Here is a 17,296-nt window from a genome sequence, read left to right as displayed (position 1 = left end):
CATCCCCCGCCCCCCTACTCGATTTCCACCTTATCGAGATTGGTGAATCGGCCGATCGACATGTTCGCCCCGCCGACCATCACCATCGATTTTTCCGTCAACGGCAACATGCAGTGGAAGAACCGAGCGGGTTCGTAGTGGCCCACGATTTCCCACGCCTGCTCGTCCTCACTCAATCGTTGGATGTTGCCGCTAATCGTGCTGACGTACAGCCGGCCCCCGAGCGATTGTGCCCAGCACCCAAAGCCGGTCATCGGTTCGCCGACCAACGCAGGCCCCTGGGTCCATTGGGCTGACTTAGGATCATAAACATCCACTCGCGTGCTCGGCCCGCTGTCTTGGTCCATTCCACCGACGGCGTAGATGCGCCCCTGGTGGGCGGCAACCGACAAGGCGCGACGCCGAAACGTCGGCGACGACATCGCTTTCCATTGCAAAGGCTCTTTGCTTAGATCGGCGGTCCATGCGGTTCCCAACCACTTGGTTTCGCTTTCGCCCGCCATCGACCAACCGCCCACAACGTAAACGTCGTTGCCAATGACTGCGGCAGCATGCGACGATCGCGGTTCGGGAAGCGCCGTCAACTCTTTCCACGTTCGGGTGGCAACGTCATATCGGCTAACGCTCCCTTGCGATTGCAAGTCCTGCTCGTCGCCTTCCTCGTTCATCGCCGTAAACCCACCGATGCGAACGACCGAATCACCGTGACCGACCATCGCCAGTCCCTGCAAGCGGGGTCCCGATGGTAGCGAAACCCACTCCTTGCCGCCCTGAAGATCCAACGACCATAGCGCATCAGATTGTTCCGCGGTGGAATACGAATGGGCGTTGCCGGTATGGCCACCGTAGACGAACAAGGTTCCCTTAGCGATCGCGCCACCAAAACTGGTCAACTCCAACGGCAGATCGGGAAGCGAGGATGGATGCACGTTCACGGAGAAGTCCGCCTTTGTCATCGAAGAGGGTTTAGCCACCTTGGGGCTGCTGCCGGAATCGCTGCTGCCCGAATCGCTGCTGCCCGAATCGCCGCTGCCCGAATCGCTACTCTGGTCCGGCCAGTTAAAGGTGGCGGTTAGGTAGTTGCTCGTCGCCTGGAAGGGCACACTCTCAAAGGTACCCGATGCACCCGAGTCAGTGAAGCCAACCATTACGGCGTTCAACCCGGCTTCGAGTTCGTCGCCCGTGAATGTGACGACGCCCTGCTCGCTGGTCTTTGCCGCCGCTTCCTGATGACCTTCGCGGCAAAAGAGTTTCACTTCGACGTTCGTTAACGGTTGGTCGTTCCAGTGAACCGCAACGCGGATTCCATCGCCGTGCGGTGTGATCGACGCTCGCAGCATCGAATCGCTCGCCGAATCAATCCACGTCGATGGCCCCGATCCAGGAAAGTGCTGAACAAAATAGACCAGCTTTGAACCGTGATAAATTCCGTACGGTTGCGTGCCGTAGAGCGAACCTTCGGACTTGGCGGATTCGCTCGCTTTCAGCCCTACCAACGTTTCCGTCGAAACGGGCTTCATCTCGAATCGCTGTGATTGCCCCGCCTTGTCGCGTTGCTGGATCTTGAACTCCCGCATCGAGTCGGGAAACGGGTAGGTGCGATCACTGAGATCTTCACCAAAAAATAACACCGGTTTCCCCTCGCCATCCACTGCGAGCCAAGGGAAATGGGCCTCGGCGTGGAGCGTGCCGAACAAACTAACGAATGTGAATAAAGTCGCGATCGCGATGTTTTGTATGGTCTTCATTGAAAAAAACTTGTTGGGTGGAAATGGATTGATGATGGGAAACGTGCGGGGCATTCCCTTGAGGCGGCCCCCATGGTCTTCGAACTCACTTCGATCCGCGTAGCTCAATGGAAAGCGGAGTCGCTTCGTTGTCAGTGATGTTGATCATCGCGTTGGCTCCGGCTTCGAATGGCCGCCGCGACGAGGACATCGGCTGAGCACGAAATTCCCGTGCCGCCTGGTTCGGGTCGCGTTTGGCGACTTCGACAATCGCTTCGATCGATGCCTCGTCGGGATTGATTCGCACCGTGTACTCTCCGGCTCGAGGTCCTGTTTCACGAGTAAAAGAGAAGTGTCCCGATTTAATTCGCGTGGTCACAGTACTGCCGCCAGCAGAGGTTGGCGTTAAAACCAAGGTGGCATGATCAATCGGTTGATCCCCGATCTCGATCGTGCCTTGAATGGCAAGCCGCCCCTCCTCGTTTTGGGTGCAACCGGCAATCATCATTATGGCAATCGCCGATGAGAAAGCGACTGAAATTTGGATCCGCCAATGAACGCGTTTCATCGCGATTCTCCCGCAATGATTTCGTGCCCATTCTTGCTCGCCAAGGCATTGTAGATTTCATAGTCGATCGAATCGCTAATGAAACGCGTGCTTCCGTCGGCGTATACGAAGTGCGCTCCAGCGGGATGTTGACTGGCAAATCCGCCGACATTCGCTGCGGTGTGGACATTCAGCGGGAAAAGCGTCGTACCAAGCGAGATTTTGGGATAACCGACGACCCAGCGGGCGGTGCCCCATTTGACTGTTCCAGCCATTCCGCTGGGCAACGTGCTGCCACTCCATAGGTAGTCGTCGTAGTTATAGACCGTCTCTCCCAAGGCCAGAGTCGACGACGTTCCGTCCAAACAATCGCGGAAACGGTTCGGTGGGTTTTGATATCCGTAGGCTGGCCAATCGAGCCCGAACAATCCGTCACCGTGCTGCATGTAGTCATCGGTCCCTTCGCACCACAGGTAGCTGGCCGGGCCGCCGGTTTCGACCGGAAGCCCATTCGTACCAAGTCGTCTCTCGGGCGTGTCGCGACGGAGCACCATCGAGGGACAGAGAAAGGTTGCGATCTTCTGAGACGAAACATTTTCGTTGTAAGGATCACTGTAGTTTTTTGAAAAATCCCATTGCTCGTAGTGACTGGACTGCTCCAGATGCGATAGCACCGAGACAAACGGGCTGATGAAATTGCTTTGCACGCTGCCGGCCGGAAATTGCCCGAAGGTGCTGTGGTAGTTGTGGGTTGCCAACACAATTTGACGCATGTTGTTGGAGCACGACATGCGACGGGCTGCCTCACGGGCGGCTTGGACGGCGGGCAACAATAAACCGACCAGAATGCCGATGATGGCGACCACGACCAGCAATTCCACGAGCGTAAAGCCCGCGCGGGGTCGGCGGCGCCCGCCCCCCGTAGGGACAGAGTGCGTCTTGGGGACAGCGCGCGTCTTGGGGACAGCGCGCGCAGCGGTAGAGGTTAAATTCACGAAAGGTCTCCTTCAGAGCTCACACGAAATGGGGATCAGTCGAGATGCCAATCGCTGCTGCCCTCGCCGTGCTTGGCGGGGGGAAAGCAATTGCATCAAGAACAAATCGAGCGTGGCTGGCTAAGGAGTCGCGAGAGTCGATCGGCTGGGACCGAAATCCATGGCTTGCTGCGTCGTCGATACCGATTCGATAATGCGAATCAGTCTCAATAAGTATTGTGCGGCGAGCCGTTTTTCGCAAGAATGGGTGAGTAAAAAAAGAGCCAATCATCCTAAGCCCTCATTTCAAAACGACTTATGACGTTTCCAAGCGAACCGCTGCCGCCCGATCCCGCAGACAACGCATCCGCCGATGGGGTCTGGAGCAAGCAGATTGCGCCGAAAATCGTCCGCTTCAAAGATTTAGCGAGGTGTGGAGACGAGATTTGGATCGAGCATCAAGGCATGCTCTACCGGCTAAGAGAAACTCGCCAAGGCAAACTAATCCTGACTAAATGATCACGGCGAATGCGGAGACGCCGCGTCATGGTTTCGATGCGCGCCTGCGGCGCAGCACGCTTCTGGGGACAGCATCCGCTCGCCCACCCGATTCACTCGTTCTCGGGCCACCCCTTGGTGAGCACTCGCTTCATTGCCGCAAGGGTTTCTTTGCTGACATGATGCTCGATTCCTTCGCTGTCGACCGCCGCGGTGGCGGCGCTGACGCCCATGCGTTGCAAAAAGGTTTCCACGATTTCGTGGCGATTTCGAGACTGGGTTGCCAACCGTTTGCCTGCGGCCGTTAGATCGATCGGTTGGTAGGGCTCGGTCACGACCAAACCATCGCGCTGTAGACGCCCGATCGTATTGTTGACCGTAGCATGGGTGACCGCAAAATGTTTCACCAAGTCGATCGCGCGGCAAATGCCTCGCTGAGCGATGGCATCGGCGATCGCTTCAACGTAATCCTCCGCAACTTCACTGGCATGATCCGATCGAATTCGTCGATAAGTCTTGGAAGTCAAGTTTTTGCTCCCTCGTTGAGCCCAAAGTGGTGTCAAAGCCAGTGAAAATCGGCATCCTTTTTTCAACGCTCATCCTATCACAAATATTTCCACCCTGAATCCCCTTGCTGCCACGCACCCCACCCCCTAAACTCCCGCCCAACTAAGTTAGCCTCGGCTAACACGAACCGCATCCCAGAGCAGAAGCTCTGTTTTTCAACGCCGCCAAAGTTAGCCCCGGCTAACTTTGGCGGCAAAACGATCACTCCAACTTGGAATTCAAATGCACCCCCACTCACGAATCGACAAAAGACGAGCTGAAGCACCACCATCGCTGCCGATCACCTCCTCACCCCAACGTGCTCGCGTGGCGTTTACGTTAGTTGAGCTATTGGTTGTGATTGCGATCATTGGAGTCCTGGTGGGCCTATTACTGCCTGCCGTCCAAGCTGCCCGTGAAGCATCCCGGCGGATGTCATGTAGCAACAACCTGCGTCAGATAGGGCTGGCAGCCCACAACTATCACTCCGCATACCAACGCCTACCCTCCGGTTACGTTTCCTACGCGACCCGAGATGGATCGGCCCCCGCAGCGGTGCGGATGGATGCGGTCACCTGGGACGCAGGCCCCGGATGGGGCTGGGCGGCGGGGTTGTTGCCGTTTGCCGAAGGCAATACGGTGATTGAAAACTTGCGGCTCGACCAACCGATTTGGTCGGCAGCGAATCAGCAAGCGATTGCAACCACATTGCCGATGTTTTTGTGTCCCAGCGCCAGCGGCGGTGACGCCCCTTTCGTGGTACGTGATTCTAGCGGCAACCCGCTTGTGGTCGAAGGACGACAAGTGCAACTCGGCCGCAGCCACTACGTCGCAAGCCATGGTCAAGAAAGTTGCTGGGGAGAGTGTGGAGCCGCAGCGACGGGTGAAGTATTTACCAATATCTACACCTCCACGACCACAATCGTTTCAATCCACGGGGACGCCGGAAACGTCGCCGATGGCCCCTTTTTCCGTAACTCGAAAACTAAATTCCGCGATGTGCTTGATGGCACGAGCAACACCCTCTTCTTTGGTGAACACAGTTCGGCATTGAGCGAAAAAACATGGGTGGGCGTGGTGCCCGGCGCATTCACGCATCCTCGCTTCCGCTCACCCGAAAACGGCCCCGATGCGGCGGCCACCTTGACGCTGGTCCACGCCGGACCGTCCGGAGGCGAATTGGATATTACCGGCAATCCGATCATCCATCCGGTCAACTTTCCGACCTATCACGTGGGCCAAATGTTTGCCGAGCATCTCGGCGGCGGCAATGTTTGCATGGGCGATGGGTCGATACGCTTTGTCACCGACTTCGTCGATCTGTTTCTGTGGGCGGAACTCTCCAGCATGAATGAACACGAAGTCATTAATTGGGAGAAATTCTAATGGCGCGCAACGTAGAAAAATCAAATGTCGACTCAAAGCCTTGGGTAGTCGGATTCATTCTAGTGGTCTCCCTCGGTCTTGCGGGGCTGTGGTGGTGGTCCCATTCACGGGTAGAGCTTGATGAAATGGGCTACGATGTGACGATTGCACTGTACCGTGTTTGCAATCAACGAAGTGACGACGGACTGCAGCAGATCGAGAATCAAATACGAAAACTTGAAACGGAGCAAGCTTTCTCGTCCGCGGCCAACCAAGCCATCATGAGCATCATTGCAACCGCCAAAGCGGGGCAATGGCAGAAAGCCGCAAGGGCATGTCGTCAAGCACTTGAGGATCAAGTGCAACGCTAAGACCATGCCCTAGCGCGAACGACCAAGGCCGTGTGCGGAACCGGACTCCGTCGCAGTCCATTGCGACTTAAAAACATCCCTCCGCCGCGGCAGCAACCTATAGCTGAAACGCCTTCGGAAGTCCGTCCGGCAGCGGATGCAGCGAGCCATGCAGCGCGTTCGCTAGAATCTCAAGGCTGTCGACAAGCCTAGGCCCTGGGCGGCTGAAATACGCCGAGCCATCGACGATATAAACGCGGTCCGCTTTCACACAGGTAAGTGATTCCCAACCGGCATACGATTGCAAAATGGGGATGTCTTGCCTCGTTCGCGGCACGTCAAATCCGCAACAAGCGATCACCAACACCTCTGGATCGGCGTCGACGATGTCATCCCACAACGTTGTCACCGAGCGCTCGCCAGCGACACCGATCGCTTCGCGTCCGCCGGCAAGTGCGACCAATTCGGGGCTCCAATGCCCCGCGCTGAACGGCGGGTCAATCCATTCCAACAACATCACGCGAGGACGATTTTCAATCGATTGTGTTCTCGTCGCAACGGCATCGACACGGCGTTGAAGTTCGCCGATGTAGCGTTCCGCGTCTTCGCTACATCGTGCCGCAGCAGCGACTTGGCGAAGACACTCAAACACATCGGCCAAACCGCTCGGCTCGAGGTTGATGACTTGCGGTGATCCAGGCAGCGAACATGCGGCGGCCTGGACTTCACTTTCCGCGACCGCACACACATCACACAATGCTTGAGTCACGATCAAATCGGGACGAAGGCTTTCAAGCGCCGCCATATCGAGCGAATAAAGCGCCTTTTCGGTTTTCAGTCGCTCGCGGACCAATGCATCGATTTCGCCACTGGTCGCATCGTGGGGAATCAAGGTCTTGGTGACCTTGGGCAAATCCACGACGTCCGCAGGATAATCACACTCATGCGTCACACCGACAAGTTGATCACGAAGCCCGAGACCACAGATCATTTCGGTCGCGCTCGGCAATAGAGAGATAATTCGCATGGGAATTCGACTTGATTCAACCTGATTCGTGTAACGGGGAATCCATCCTTACACATGATCCCAAGTACCGGAAGGAGACCGGGTACCACAAGGAACCTGGCCGCGACACCGAATCGAGTGTCGCCCCATTTAAAGCCGGGCATTCGCGTTATTTAGGCACGAAAACGTGAAACCAATCCACTCTCGAGCTTCGAGTCGACGCTCAAACCGACGCCGCGTTCGCGAGCGGCTCGACATCATACGCTTGCGTGCTGGTATCGAACGTCAACCGAAACGACGCGGTGACATGACTGGCTTTCGAGTTCATCGCATCCAAGACCGATTGCATCGTCGCCGCATACAACTCCGTTTCGTGCGGCCCCGTCGCGTCGAGAACGACAAGCCGAACGAGCTCACCGGGGTTTTCGAGTTGACTTTGCAAGTACCCTTTCACCAACGGGTAGGGCGTCAACGCAACCGGGTCGCTCGCACAAAACGCGTCATAGGGTTGCTTGTCCGAGAACCCATAAATGATTTGGTAGCGTGAAGCCGAATCAGGTGCGGAAAGCGTTGGTCCGAGACGTTCCTTACCAGCGAGCAGCACGTAGTTGGGGGTAGCGAGGTAGACGGGCATCGACGGAGGCGATTTCACGGTGGGTTGCAGTGTATGAGCAAGGCCCTGGGGGCGTGGGGGGGAACGGTGAAGCGACGGGCTCGGTCCCATGGCCGGACGACGCAGCGAACCCGCTCGAAATGCCGCCGCCAACGCCGCAGGCACTTTCGCTTCGGCTAATACAAAGGCGGCTTGGTTTCGCGTGACCTCAGCCTTCCTTTTCTGTTCAAGGGCGACGGCTTCGGCGCGGCGTTCCTCGGCGACGGCGCGGGCGATCCGCGTGTCCGCATTGGCTTGATCACTTTGCAATCGGGCGCCGATGTTTTCGCCGACATCAATGTCGTAGATGTCAATCGAGACTATCGCAAAGGCGGTATTGGTGTCCAATCCATCACGCATCGCACCTTTGGAAATCTTCGAAGGCATTTCCAACACGTCCATGTGTGATTCGGAGGCCCCAATCGCCGAAATGATCCCCTGGCCGACGCGAGCAATGACCGTCTCTTCGGTGGCTCCGCCAATCAATTGATCCAAATTGGTGCGCACGGTGACACGGGCGCCGACACGAAGCTCGACGCCGTTTTTTGCCACGGCGCTGAGCGTTTGTGCTCCGCCTTCGGCACCGCGAGGACAATGGATCACCTTGGGCGACACGCTCGTTTGCACCGCCAACAGCACATCGCGACCGGCGAGGTCGATCGCTGCGGCGCGATCAAAGTCGAGGTCGATGCCGGCGCGGTGCGCCGCAATTTGAGCTTGGACCACATTCATCACGTCGCCACCAGCCAAGTGATGTGCTTGTAAGCGATGGGTACTCATCCCCGTTCTGCGATCAATCGACAGCCCGGCTTGCCGTGCCATGATTTTGGCGGTCACGATCAGGCGATGCTCGATGTGAAGAAAGCTCATCACGATCAAACTTTTCATCGAGATGTCGGCACCCGACATGTAGGACTGCAACCAATAAGATCCCCACTTGGCGAAGATCCCTATCAACAAGATTGCTAAAATCGACGCGATGACGGCGATCCCAGCCATCGCTTGCCAGAAACTTGGAAGCTCGATTGCCGCATACAACTCCATCACAGCCGCCACCTTTTGTTGCGCACGTCCCTAGGCGACTCGCCGAAAAAAATTTCGCTCTCGGCGCAGTCTGCAATTTCAACAGCCATCTATATCCAAAGCCCAGCCCTTTTACGAGCCCTCTCGATTCAAATAACCTCGCCTGCGGCAGGGCAATGGCAGGCGAAAACAGCTTGATCCCCTATCGAAATCAACTAAACGGGGGTATCAGCCGCAGCATCCACGATGCATGCATGGTTGTAAATCCAGCAATTTTGAGTGAGAAAATCCGACCGAGGATGGCCGCGTTGAACGTGCAAGGCAAATTGACGACCTCCCGGAGCAAGGGAACCGTTTCGTCAAAATGACAACGCACCAGCGGTTCTTAGCTGCTAGCGTCCCAATATCGCCGACCAGGAAACCACGCCGCACGTTCGCGGAACTCTCGCTGGGGAACCTCTTTTCGCGTTCCTGATAGGCCTCGATGCAATGTGGGGGACACCGTGTTGGCGATGCCTCGATGGGCGCAGCATTTGCTACGTGTTGGTGCGTACTGTGTTGGTGCGTACTGTGTTGGTGCAAATTGTGTCGATGCGGGTTGAAGTGCGGTGCTGGATTGGTGGCACCGTGTTTTTACGCATTCGCACGTCGCTGCTCCTTTTCCCATCATAAATGAGATGATCATGACCCCGGAAACCATCTCGCGAAGCGACTCGTTTCTATCGGATGTCGTTCATGGATTGTCACAGCCCCGCAAAACGTTGCCGTGCAAATACTTGTACGACGAGCATGGCTCGCAGCTCTTTGATCAAATCTGCGAGTTGGACGAGTATTACGTCACGCGCACCGAATGGTCGATCATGAAGCAAAACGCAGCGTCGATTGCCCGCCAAATTGATACCCAAGCGATGCTAGTAGAATACGGCAGTGGAAGCAGCTTAAAGACACGGTTGCTTCTCGACGCACTTGAGCAACCGAGAGCATACGTGCCTGTCGACATTTCCGAAGAACACGTGTTGAAGACCGCCGATGGGCTGCGTTTAGCTTACCCGAGTTTGCAAGTCATGCCGGTGATCGCCGACTTCACCCAACCGTTTTCATTACCGGATTGTGAACCGCCCGCCTCTCACGTGGTGATCTATTTCCCTGGTTCGACGATTGGCAATTTTCCTCCACCCCAAGCGGGAGGATTATTGAAGCAAATGTCACGGATGTTGGGGCGTGACGGAGGCTTGTTGATCGGCATCGATCTACAAAAGGAGGCGGGGATCATCGAGGCGGCCTACAATGATTCCGCAGGTGTCACGGCGGCATTCAACCTCAATGTGTTGCAACGCATCAATCGTGAACTCGGCAGCAACTTTGAGCTGGACCATTTTCAGCATCGGGCGGTTTACAACCGGGCACGCCACCGCGTGGAAATTTCGCTCGTCAGCCTTGAGACTCAGGTGGTATCGCTTGGTAACCGTGAAGTGCATTTCGATGCCGGAGAAGAAATCGTGACGGAGTATTCGCACAAGTACACCGTCGATGGGTTTGCCACGTTTGCCGAGCAATACGGCTTTTCGCTCCATCAACACTGGACCGATCAAGACCACTACTTCGCCGTGTTGCACTTGGTGATCGAATGAAATCCGCCATAACATCAACCACGAACGCCATGACTAGCCCCCCCGTTAATGCCGCGTCCCTTTCGCTGGGTGAACAATTACAGTCGCTCTATCACCTCGTGCGAAGCTTGACGGACCACATTGTCGAGCCGTTGTCGGTCGAAGATTGTGGGGTCCAATCGATGGACGACGCCAGTCCGATACGTTGGCATTTAGCGCACACGACGTGGTTCTTTGAGACGTTCATCTTGCGTTCGCAAGCGGATTACCAAGAGTTCAATCCACACTTCGGTTTTCTCTTTAACTCTTATTACCACTCGATCGGCAAACAGTATCCGCGTTCACGCCGCGGGTTGATTTCACGCCCGGGACTTTCTCAGGTCAGAGAATATCGCCAGCACGTGGATCAGGAAATCTTGACTCGTTTACAAAGGGAAGATTTCGCAATTGCCGCCGAACCACTGCTCCGCGTAGGCATCCATCATGAGCAACAACACCAAGAGTTGATGCTCACCGATTTGAAACACATGTTGTCTTGCAACCCGATGTGGCCCGTGTATCGCGATGATCCGTTTGATGCCTGCAACGCGCCGGCCTCTACCACGCCGACATCGGACGAATGGATCGAGATCGCCGAAGGGGTGTACCCGATCGGGCACGACGGGAATGGATTCGCCTTTGACAACGAATCTCCCCGACACCCAACCTACCTGCCCAACGCGTCGCTTTCCAGCATGTTGGTGACCAATGGCGAATACCTCGAATTCATGCAAGCGGGCGGCTACGAACGCCCCGAACATTGGCTTTCGATGGGCTGGGCCACCACACAGCAACAGCACTGGGATTCGCCCCTGTATTGGCTGCGTCACAATGGCGAATGGCATCAATTCACGTTAGCGGGCTTGGTCCCGGTGGAATTGGCTTGGCCGGTAACCCACCTCAGTTACTTCGAAGCGGATGCGTTTGCGAGATGGAAAGGGAGACGTTTGCCGACTGAATTTGAATGGGAAGCCGCGTGTGATCAAGTTGCCTCGACAGCGACGACGCCCCTCGATCAAGAGCCTTTTGCCGATGTGTTGTTCGAGCAAGACAAATGTATCCATCCCACCCGCTCTCCCGATGGATTGATGGGAACGGTGTGGCAATGGACGTCGAGCAGCTATGCGGGATATCCCGGCTATCGTCCAGCGGCCGGGGCGGTGGGTGAATACAACGGCAAATTCATGTGCAATCAATCGGTATTGCGAGGCGGAAGCGTTGCCACATCGAGCACGCACATTCGCAGCACCTATCGCAATTTTTTTCCTCCCGAGGCGCGTTGGCAATTCAGCGGCATCCGCTTGGCAAAATGAACGCGGTGGAAACCACCCAGCGCTCGTCCGATGCTCCTGCCAACTCGTCCGATCCTCAGGCCAGCTTGGCACCGTTGTCCACGGGTTGATCGGGGCCGACGGATGGATCGGGCACTGCCAAGACGACCGCCCCATCCTCTCGATAGAACCCCATGATCAGGAACTCGGACATGAACGGCCCGATCTGTTTGGCAGGAAAATTGACCACCCCGATGACTTGCCGGCCGACGAGATCGTCCTTGCGATACAACGCCGTGATTTGGGCGCTAGTTCGCTTGACTCCGATTTCGGGGCCGAAGTCGACGGTGACTTTGTAAGCCGGTTTACGGGCTTCGGGGAAATCATCGACTGCAACGATGGTTCCCGCACGCATCTCGACCTGAGCGAAATCGTCCCAACCAATTAGCGCAAGTTTCGGTTCTTGTGGACTCACTTGGTTTCACCACACTCGTCGTAGAATTGATTCAAGAAGGTACGCATGAATTGCTCACGTTGAACCGCGATCCGACGTGCAGGTTCGGTATTGAGCAAATCACGCAGCTTAAAAAGTTTTTCATCGAAGTGATCGATGCCCATTTTGTGCTCGCCGTTTTCGTTCTCCGAAAGGTAGAACGGTTGTCCCACGGCGGCTCCGTACTCAATCGTGCGTACGATCCCAATCGCGCCGAGTGCGTCGAGTCGGTCGGCGTCTTGGACAATTTTGCCTTCGAACGTCAGCGACTCGGAATCGACTCCTTTGCGAAACGAGATATTATCGACAATCGCCGCAACATGATCGATCACGTCGCCATCGACATCGAGGCCCCTCAATATTTCTCGCGAGAATTCAGCACTTCGCTCCTGTCCGTTGTGAAATTTTGCGTCTCCCACGTCGTGGAGCAGGGCCGCCAGTTCGACAACCAATCGATTGCCGCCAACCTCGGATTGGATTTGACGAGCCAAAGTGAGGACGCGTACCACATGGTCGATTCCGTGCCCTGCCTGTTGTCCCGCCATCCGTTGGCGGACGATCGCGTCCACCCGTTTGACGGTTTCCGTTTCCGCTGCGTTCATCATGATCGTTTCGTTTCCTGGTTGCCACTTCTCGTGGATACGGTCTCGTTGATCTCGTCGCTTGGCTCGGCGGACAAGCATACTGCGGACGACAAGCGTCCCCCAGCCATCAAGTTATTTCAAGATCGAGTTGATTCGAGTAGGGGTGTGGGGTTGATCTCTTGCACGAGCATGACGATACAAGGTAATCAGCGTGGTGTCTTGAAGGCTTGCTCGGGCTCTGGTCGAGTGGCCCCTGAGCGAGTAAGCCCTGTTGGCAATCGGCCGATCGGAAAGGGGCTCCGTCGGCAATGAGGCTAGTACACGGGTGCCCATCGGTAGGAAATGCTCTGTGTTTGAAAAATGGAAGTGGCGATTGCAGACGTGGTCGCTCGATTATGGACGCTCGTTCTCCTTCATTGGCTTGGTCTTTGCCGCATTATTCTTTGCCGCTTCGGTCACCCCCTCGCTGTTGCCGAGGCATTACGCGGTTCAAGGATTGCTATCGGGTTTCTCGATCGCCTCGGGCTACGGGGTGGGCGTTGCGCTGGTTCACCTATTTTGTTTTCTGGAATTGCCAGAACCCTCGGAAGCAAAACAGTGGACGTTAAAGCGTTTGATTGTCGCTGTGGTCGCAATTGTCTTTGTCGCGTTTGTGTGGCGGATGACGTTTTGGCAGAATTCAATTCGCGTCTTGATGGAGTTGCCGCCCTTGGAGTCGGCTTATCCCTACCGAATGGCGTTGATCGCGATTGTTTCCGGGGCGAGCTTGGTAGCGTTGGGCCGCATGTTTGTCAAAGCGGTCGGCTACGTGTCCGACAAATTGAATCGCATTCTGCCTCGCCGGATCGCATTCGCTACCGGATTCACCTTAGTCGTGTTGTTCGCGTTTGTGTTAGCCAATGACTTGATTGCACGCGGTTTGCTGGATGCCGCCGACTCCTTCTTCGCACGTATGGACGTATCAACCGACGAAGGGGTCGAGCAACCAAGCGAACCGCTGCTCTGTGGCAGCGAGGCGTCGTTGGTAGCATGGGATTCGATCGGACGGCAGGGGCAAAACCACCTCACTTCGGGTCCCAGCCAGCAACAAATCGCTGCCTTTTTCGCTGTTGATGCCCCAGTTCACCACGGGGCGGATGCCGCTGATGATGATGGCGCTGCCGGCGGCGACGCGGATGCCTCCAGCAAGGACGGTAGCCGGAGTCAGGAGGGTAGCCGGGTTGATCGCGTTGACGATACGAATCCAGAAATTCGGCGTCCGGTTCGCGTCTACGTCGGGATGCGTTCACATGCCAACGAGCAGGAGCGTGCCAGTGATGACGAGCGTGCCAAACTTGCCTTGGACGAACTGAAGCGTGTCGGCGGATTCGAGCGTTCGGTGCTGATTGTCGCCACGCCCACGGGCACCGGTTGGTTGGATCCGTCGGCGGTCGACACGATCGAATACCTGCATGGCGGAGACACGGCGATCGTCAGCATGCAGTATTCGCACCTACCGAGTTGGATCACGCTGCTTGTCGATCCACAACGTTCGGTCGAAGCGGCCGACGCGCTGTTCAATCAAATCTACGGCTACTGGAAAACGTTGCCCAAAAACGCTCGGCCGAAATTGTACTTGCATGGCTTGAGTCTGGGGGCGCTCGGTTCCGAAATTTCCGCAGACATGTTTACGATCTTTGAAGATCCGCTTGATGGAGCGGTGTGGAGCGGGCCCCCGTTTCCAAGTCAAAACTGGCGATCCTTCGTCAACGACCGCAACGCGGGAAGTCCGCCATGGTTGCCGACCTTTCGTGACGGACGACTGTTGCGATTCACGGGCCAACACAATGCGCTGCGGTCCAACGCCGCCTGGGGCCCAATGCGAAACGTCTACATTCAACACGCTAGTGACCCGATGATTTGGTTCTCACCTCATTTGGCTTGGATTGCTCCGGATTGGTTAAACGAACCTCGCGGACCCGACGTTTCGCCGCACCTGCGCTGGTACCCGATCATTACGTTTCTACAGGTGGCGTTTGATATGCCGATGGCAACCAGTGTTCCGATGGGCTACGGGCATAACTATTCACCGTCAAGCTATATCGATGCCTGGATCGCCGTCACGCAGCCCAAGGGCTGGAGCGAACAAAGGGTGACTTCACTGAAGAGGCTTTTCGAGACACGGACCGTCACGTCGAGTCACGATCCCACGGCGCCTCGATTACCTCCCACACACTCTCCCACGTTGTTAGTGCCACCGCACCAATAATTCCAGGCACCGCACGTGTGAGCAACCATGACTCGCGTTCCTCCGACCTAATTCTTTCGCCCTAATCCATCGCATGCCTAGACGTTGATTTTCTCGTTGCCTTCCTCGTCATAGCGCACGAAGGCGAAGTACAGAAAGGGCATGTGCAGCAGCGGAATGATGAGCAGGAAGAACCAAGACAAGAATGCCGACATCACCATCAACATTCCCACGAACCCTGCCCACAACCACCATGTATCACGCCAAAGGCCTTTAATTTGTTCCATTTTTACTCTTTCGTTTCCTCGTGATGGATGGGGTCGGTAACCGAGGGCGAAACGCACGGTTCACACCCGATCGCGTCACAGGCCGTCCGCAGCGCATCCACTCCGAACCGGTGACAGAAATCACCGAGGCTTTCGCCCACGCTGCGTTGGTCTTTGTAAACCGTAAATAAGCAGGTCAATTCATTCACAATTTCAGCTGCGGGCACGAGCTCTTTGTAGAGGATCGCGAGGCGATTTCCCAGCAGCGTTCCGCCGAGAAACAGCGTGTAGCGGTCAACCGCTTTACCCACCAACGCGATGTCGGCAACGTAGGGTCGAGCACACCCGTTGGGACATCCCGTCATGCGGATGGTGAACCGTTCCGCGTTTAACCCGAGTCGAGCGAGCACGTGTTCCAAGTCGCTGATCACGCTCGGTAATCGGCGTTCGGCTTCGGTAACCGCCAAACCGCATGACGGCAGCGCGACACAAGCCATGGCGAAGCGACGAACGAGGCTGGTTTGTTCGCTCGAAGCAATCTGGTGTCGCTTGAGAATCTCAAAAATACGATCGCGTTGATCCGATTGAATATCGCAGAAGATTAGACTTTGATTTCCCGCCAATCGAATTTCGGTTCCCAGTGTTTCCGCCAATTCACGCAGTGCCGACTTCATCTCGATCGCATCAGAATCGCGAACGCGGCCATTTTCGACACACAACCCGTAGGACCACCGACCGTCTTTCTGCGGTTGCCATCCCATGTGGTCGTCGACGCCGTGAACATCGTCTTCGGTGCAATCCTCAAGTGGGAATCCGAGCACCGATTCAACTTCATTGCGAAACCGCTCGATGCCCCAATGGGCGACGAGGTACTTCATCCGCGCGACTTTGCGATCAGCCCGATTGCCATTGTCGCGTTGGACAATCAACACCGCCTTGGCGACATCGATGGCTTGCTCGGTCGTACAAAAGGCCATGCGTTTGGCAATCGCGGGAAACGTCTTCTTCAAACTAGGCGTGGTCCCCATGCCGCCGCCAACGAGGATATTGTAGCCGGCCACACTGCCGTCTCGGACCACCGCAATGAACCCCAGGTCTTGGGTGTAGACGTCAATACAGTTGTCTTCGGGCAGCACGACGCCGCACTTAAACTTGCGAGGCAAGTAGGTCGGACCGTAGAGCGGTTCGACGTTCTCGGGCGAAGGCGATTCGCCGCCGACTCGCATCTCTTCGCCGCTCGTTTGATCCTTGACCCACAACTCCTGGTACGCGCCGGTCCGCGGCGCCAATGATTCAGCCAGCTCGTCGGTCAAACGCTGCAATTCCGCTCGGATTGGATCGTTGCGCTTCGCCGGACAACACATCACGTTTCGGTTGACATCCCCACAAGCGGCCAACGTTGAAAGGCCGAGCGAGTTGATCCGAGCGATGGTTTTTCTCAGATCGCGTTTCACCACGCCGTGCAACTGGATCGTTTGCCGCGTCGTAATCTTCATCGTCGAGTTCCCCAACAACTCGCAGATGTCGAGGTGGGCGATGAACTGGTCCGCCGTCATCCGTCCACCGGGAATCCGGCAGCGAATCATCATCGAGAACGCTTTGTCTTTACCGACTTTACGAAGTTCGCGGCGCTGATCACGGTCGTCTTGCTGATACGTGCCATGAAACTTCAACAGTTGCAAACTATCACCGACGAAGTGATCGGTTTCATCGGAGAGCTCTTCGTCGATACGCCCTGCCAACCATTGGCTATCCGCCTTGATCTTTTCGACGCCACTTCGCTTGTACGCTGGATCCGTCGTTGGGTTCGTCACCGAGATTTTTCCTGAAAGAGGAGAGTCACGCTTGAAGTTCATCCGAGCCTACGAAGGTCCCATCCAGAGATCAACGGCGTGTGGGCATTTCCAGCGCAAGCAGACCGATCCAGACCTCCTTTCCATGCAATGACCCACTCAATCCTCCATTCAATTGCGTTGCATTGCACAGACACCCTGCCACCATCTCGCGTCGGTAGAGCGACACGTCCGCGTCTGTTTAGTGACGGGGCCGTCGGCTATCATGGGTACGGCGCGTCTCGGGCCACGCAATGCGGATCGGGAGCCAGCTTGATTCGAGCGA

General features: G+C 56.2%; 15 protein-coding genes and 1 pseudogene. 6 read left to right on the top strand and 10 right to left on the bottom strand.

Annotated elements, in window-relative coordinates; genetic code table 11:
- Positions 1-14: 14 nt before the first annotated feature.
- The 3 genes from Pla52o_RS23680 to Pla52o_RS23670 all read right to left on the bottom strand — a co-directional run bounded on the left by Pla52o_RS23680 (position 15) and on the right by Pla52o_RS23670 (position 3,155).
- Entirely contained in the window at positions 15-1,748 is a 1,734-nt protein-coding gene (locus tag Pla52o_RS23680; RefSeq protein ID WP_197169464.1) for a Kelch repeat-containing protein, read from the bottom strand.
- An 85-nt stretch (positions 1,749-1,833) separates the two neighbouring features.
- Positions 1,834-2,295 (bottom strand): carboxypeptidase-like regulatory domain-containing protein, encoded by a 462-nt coding sequence (locus tag Pla52o_RS23675; RefSeq protein WP_146597113.1) that lies wholly within the window; start codon positions 2,293-2,295, stop codon positions 1,834-1,836.
- Positions 2,292-3,155: a DUF1559 family PulG-like putative transporter gene (locus Pla52o_RS23670; RefSeq protein ID WP_449289965.1), complete on the bottom strand. Its 864-nt coding sequence runs from the start codon at positions 3,153-3,155 to the stop codon at positions 2,292-2,294. The genes Pla52o_RS23675 and Pla52o_RS23670 overlap by 4 nt, the downstream gene beginning before the upstream one ends.
- 411 nt (positions 3,156-3,566) lie before the next feature.
- Between Pla52o_RS23670 and hemP the strand changes: the two genes are divergently transcribed.
- Positions 3,567-3,767: a hemin uptake protein HemP gene (gene hemP, locus Pla52o_RS23665; RefSeq protein ID WP_146597111.1), complete on the top strand. Its 201-nt coding sequence runs from the start codon at positions 3,567-3,569 to the stop codon at positions 3,765-3,767.
- Between the two features lie 92 nt (positions 3,768-3,859).
- Here the strand turns inward: hemP and mntR are convergent, their stop codons facing one another.
- Positions 3,860-4,273: a manganese-binding transcriptional regulator MntR gene (gene mntR / locus Pla52o_RS23660; RefSeq protein WP_146597110.1), complete on the bottom strand. Its 414-nt coding sequence runs from the start codon at positions 4,271-4,273 to the stop codon at positions 3,860-3,862.
- A 262-nt stretch (positions 4,274-4,535) separates the two neighbouring features.
- On the opposite strand from mntR, the gene Pla52o_RS23655 reads away from it, so the two are divergent.
- Positions 4,536-5,678 carry a DUF1559 domain-containing protein gene (locus Pla52o_RS23655; RefSeq protein WP_146597109.1) on the top strand — a complete coding sequence of 381 codons (1,143 nt, stop codon included), beginning with the start codon at positions 4,536-4,538 and terminating at the stop codon, positions 5,676-5,678.
- On the top strand, positions 5,678-6,028 hold the full coding sequence (locus Pla52o_RS23650) for a hypothetical protein (protein ID WP_146597108.1): 351 nt from the start codon (positions 5,678-5,680) through the stop codon (positions 6,026-6,028). The genes Pla52o_RS23655 and Pla52o_RS23650 overlap by 1 nt, the downstream gene beginning before the upstream one ends.
- Before the next feature lie 97 nt (positions 6,029-6,125).
- Here Pla52o_RS23650 and Pla52o_RS23645 read toward each other — a convergent pair whose 3' ends face one another.
- Both Pla52o_RS23645 and Pla52o_RS27570 read right to left on the bottom strand, forming a co-directional pair.
- Complete coding sequence (locus Pla52o_RS23645; RefSeq protein WP_146597107.1) at positions 6,126-7,034, bottom strand: cobalamin-binding protein; 909 nt, start codon at positions 7,032-7,034, stop codon at positions 6,126-6,128.
- 715 nt (positions 7,035-7,749) lie between these two features.
- Positions 7,750-8,709, bottom strand: a pseudogene (locus Pla52o_RS27570) (flotillin-like FloA family protein); the annotation flags it as partial.
- Between the two features lie 662 nt (positions 8,710-9,371).
- Between Pla52o_RS27570 and egtD the strand changes: the two are divergent.
- Complete coding sequence (gene egtD, locus Pla52o_RS23635) at positions 9,372-10,319, top strand: L-histidine N(alpha)-methyltransferase (protein ID WP_231612614.1); 948 nt, start codon at positions 9,372-9,374, stop codon at positions 10,317-10,319.
- Positions 10,320-10,348: 29 nt separating this feature from the next.
- Positions 10,349-11,650 (top strand): ergothioneine biosynthesis protein EgtB, encoded by a 1,302-nt coding sequence (gene egtB / locus Pla52o_RS23630; protein WP_146597105.1) that lies wholly within the window; start codon positions 10,349-10,351, stop codon positions 11,648-11,650.
- A 55-nt stretch (positions 11,651-11,705) separates the two neighbouring features.
- On the opposite strand, the gene Pla52o_RS23625 is transcribed toward egtB, so the two are convergent.
- Positions 11,706-12,083 carry a tRNA-binding protein gene (locus Pla52o_RS23625; RefSeq protein WP_231612613.1) on the bottom strand — a complete coding sequence of 126 codons (378 nt, stop codon included), beginning with the start codon at positions 12,081-12,083 and terminating at the stop codon, positions 11,706-11,708.
- Positions 12,080-12,703: an HD domain-containing protein gene (locus Pla52o_RS23620; RefSeq protein WP_146597181.1), complete on the bottom strand. Its 624-nt coding sequence runs from the start codon at positions 12,701-12,703 to the stop codon at positions 12,080-12,082. Before Pla52o_RS23620 ends, Pla52o_RS23625 begins: the two co-directional genes overlap by 4 nt.
- 331 nt (positions 12,704-13,034) lie before the next feature.
- On the opposite strand from Pla52o_RS23620, the gene Pla52o_RS23615 reads away from it, so the two are divergent.
- Positions 13,035-14,933, top strand: coding sequence for an alpha/beta hydrolase (locus tag Pla52o_RS23615; RefSeq protein ID WP_197169463.1), 1,899 nt, complete (start codon positions 13,035-13,037; stop codon positions 14,931-14,933).
- 77 nt (positions 14,934-15,010) lie between these two features.
- Here the strand turns inward: Pla52o_RS23615 and Pla52o_RS23610 are convergent, their stop codons facing one another.
- Both Pla52o_RS23610 and Pla52o_RS23605 read right to left on the bottom strand, forming a co-directional pair.
- A complete protein-coding gene (locus Pla52o_RS23610; RefSeq protein ID WP_146597103.1) occupies positions 15,011-15,199 on the bottom strand; it encodes a hypothetical protein in 189 nt (62 codons plus the stop codon).
- 2 nt (positions 15,200-15,201) lie between these two features.
- The gene (locus Pla52o_RS23605; RefSeq protein WP_146597102.1) at positions 15,202-17,034 is read right to left on the bottom strand and encodes an NADPH-dependent assimilatory sulfite reductase hemoprotein subunit; all 1,833 of its coding nucleotides are present in this window, start codon (positions 17,032-17,034) and stop codon (positions 15,202-15,204) included.
- Between the last annotated feature and the right edge of the window lie 262 nt (positions 17,035-17,296).

The organism is Novipirellula galeiformis, from assembly GCF_007860095.1.
Classification (GTDB): Bacteria; Planctomycetota; Planctomycetia; order Pirellulales; family Pirellulaceae; genus Novipirellula; species Novipirellula galeiformis.
Note: the sequence above shows the minus strand (reverse complement) of the source record. Positions and strands in the feature narration are given on the sequence as shown.

Coding starts and splice junctions, on each gene's coding strand:
- Pla52o_RS23605 (WP_146597102.1), bottom strand. CDS start 17,034: ATGAACTTCAAGCGTGACTCTCCTCTTTCAGGAAAAATCTCGGTGACG.
- egtB (WP_146597105.1), top strand. CDS start 10,349: ATGACTAGCCCCCCCGTTAATGCCGCGTCCCTTTCGCTGGGTGAACAA.
- Pla52o_RS23675 (WP_146597113.1), bottom strand. CDS start 2,295: ATGAAACGCGTTCATTGGCGGATCCAAATTTCAGTCGCTTTCTCATCG.
- Pla52o_RS23610 (WP_146597103.1), bottom strand. CDS start 15,199: ATGGAACAAATTAAAGGCCTTTGGCGTGATACATGGTGGTTGTGGGCA.
- Pla52o_RS23620 (WP_146597181.1), bottom strand. CDS start 12,703: ATGAACGCAGCGGAAACGGAAACCGTCAAACGGGTGGACGCGATCGTC.
- Pla52o_RS23680 (WP_197169464.1), bottom strand. CDS start 1,748: ATGAAGACCATACAAAACATCGCGATCGCGACTTTATTCACATTCGTT.
- Pla52o_RS23655 (WP_146597109.1), top strand. CDS start 4,536: ATGCACCCCCACTCACGAATCGACAAAAGACGAGCTGAAGCACCACCA.
- Pla52o_RS23645 (WP_146597107.1), bottom strand. CDS start 7,034: ATGCGAATTATCTCTCTATTGCCGAGCGCGACCGAAATGATCTGTGGT.
- egtD (WP_231612614.1), top strand. CDS start 9,372: ATGACCCCGGAAACCATCTCGCGAAGCGACTCGTTTCTATCGGATGTC.
- hemP (WP_146597111.1), top strand. CDS start 3,567: ATGACGTTTCCAAGCGAACCGCTGCCGCCCGATCCCGCAGACAACGCA.
- Pla52o_RS23650 (WP_146597108.1), top strand. CDS start 5,678: ATGGCGCGCAACGTAGAAAAATCAAATGTCGACTCAAAGCCTTGGGTA.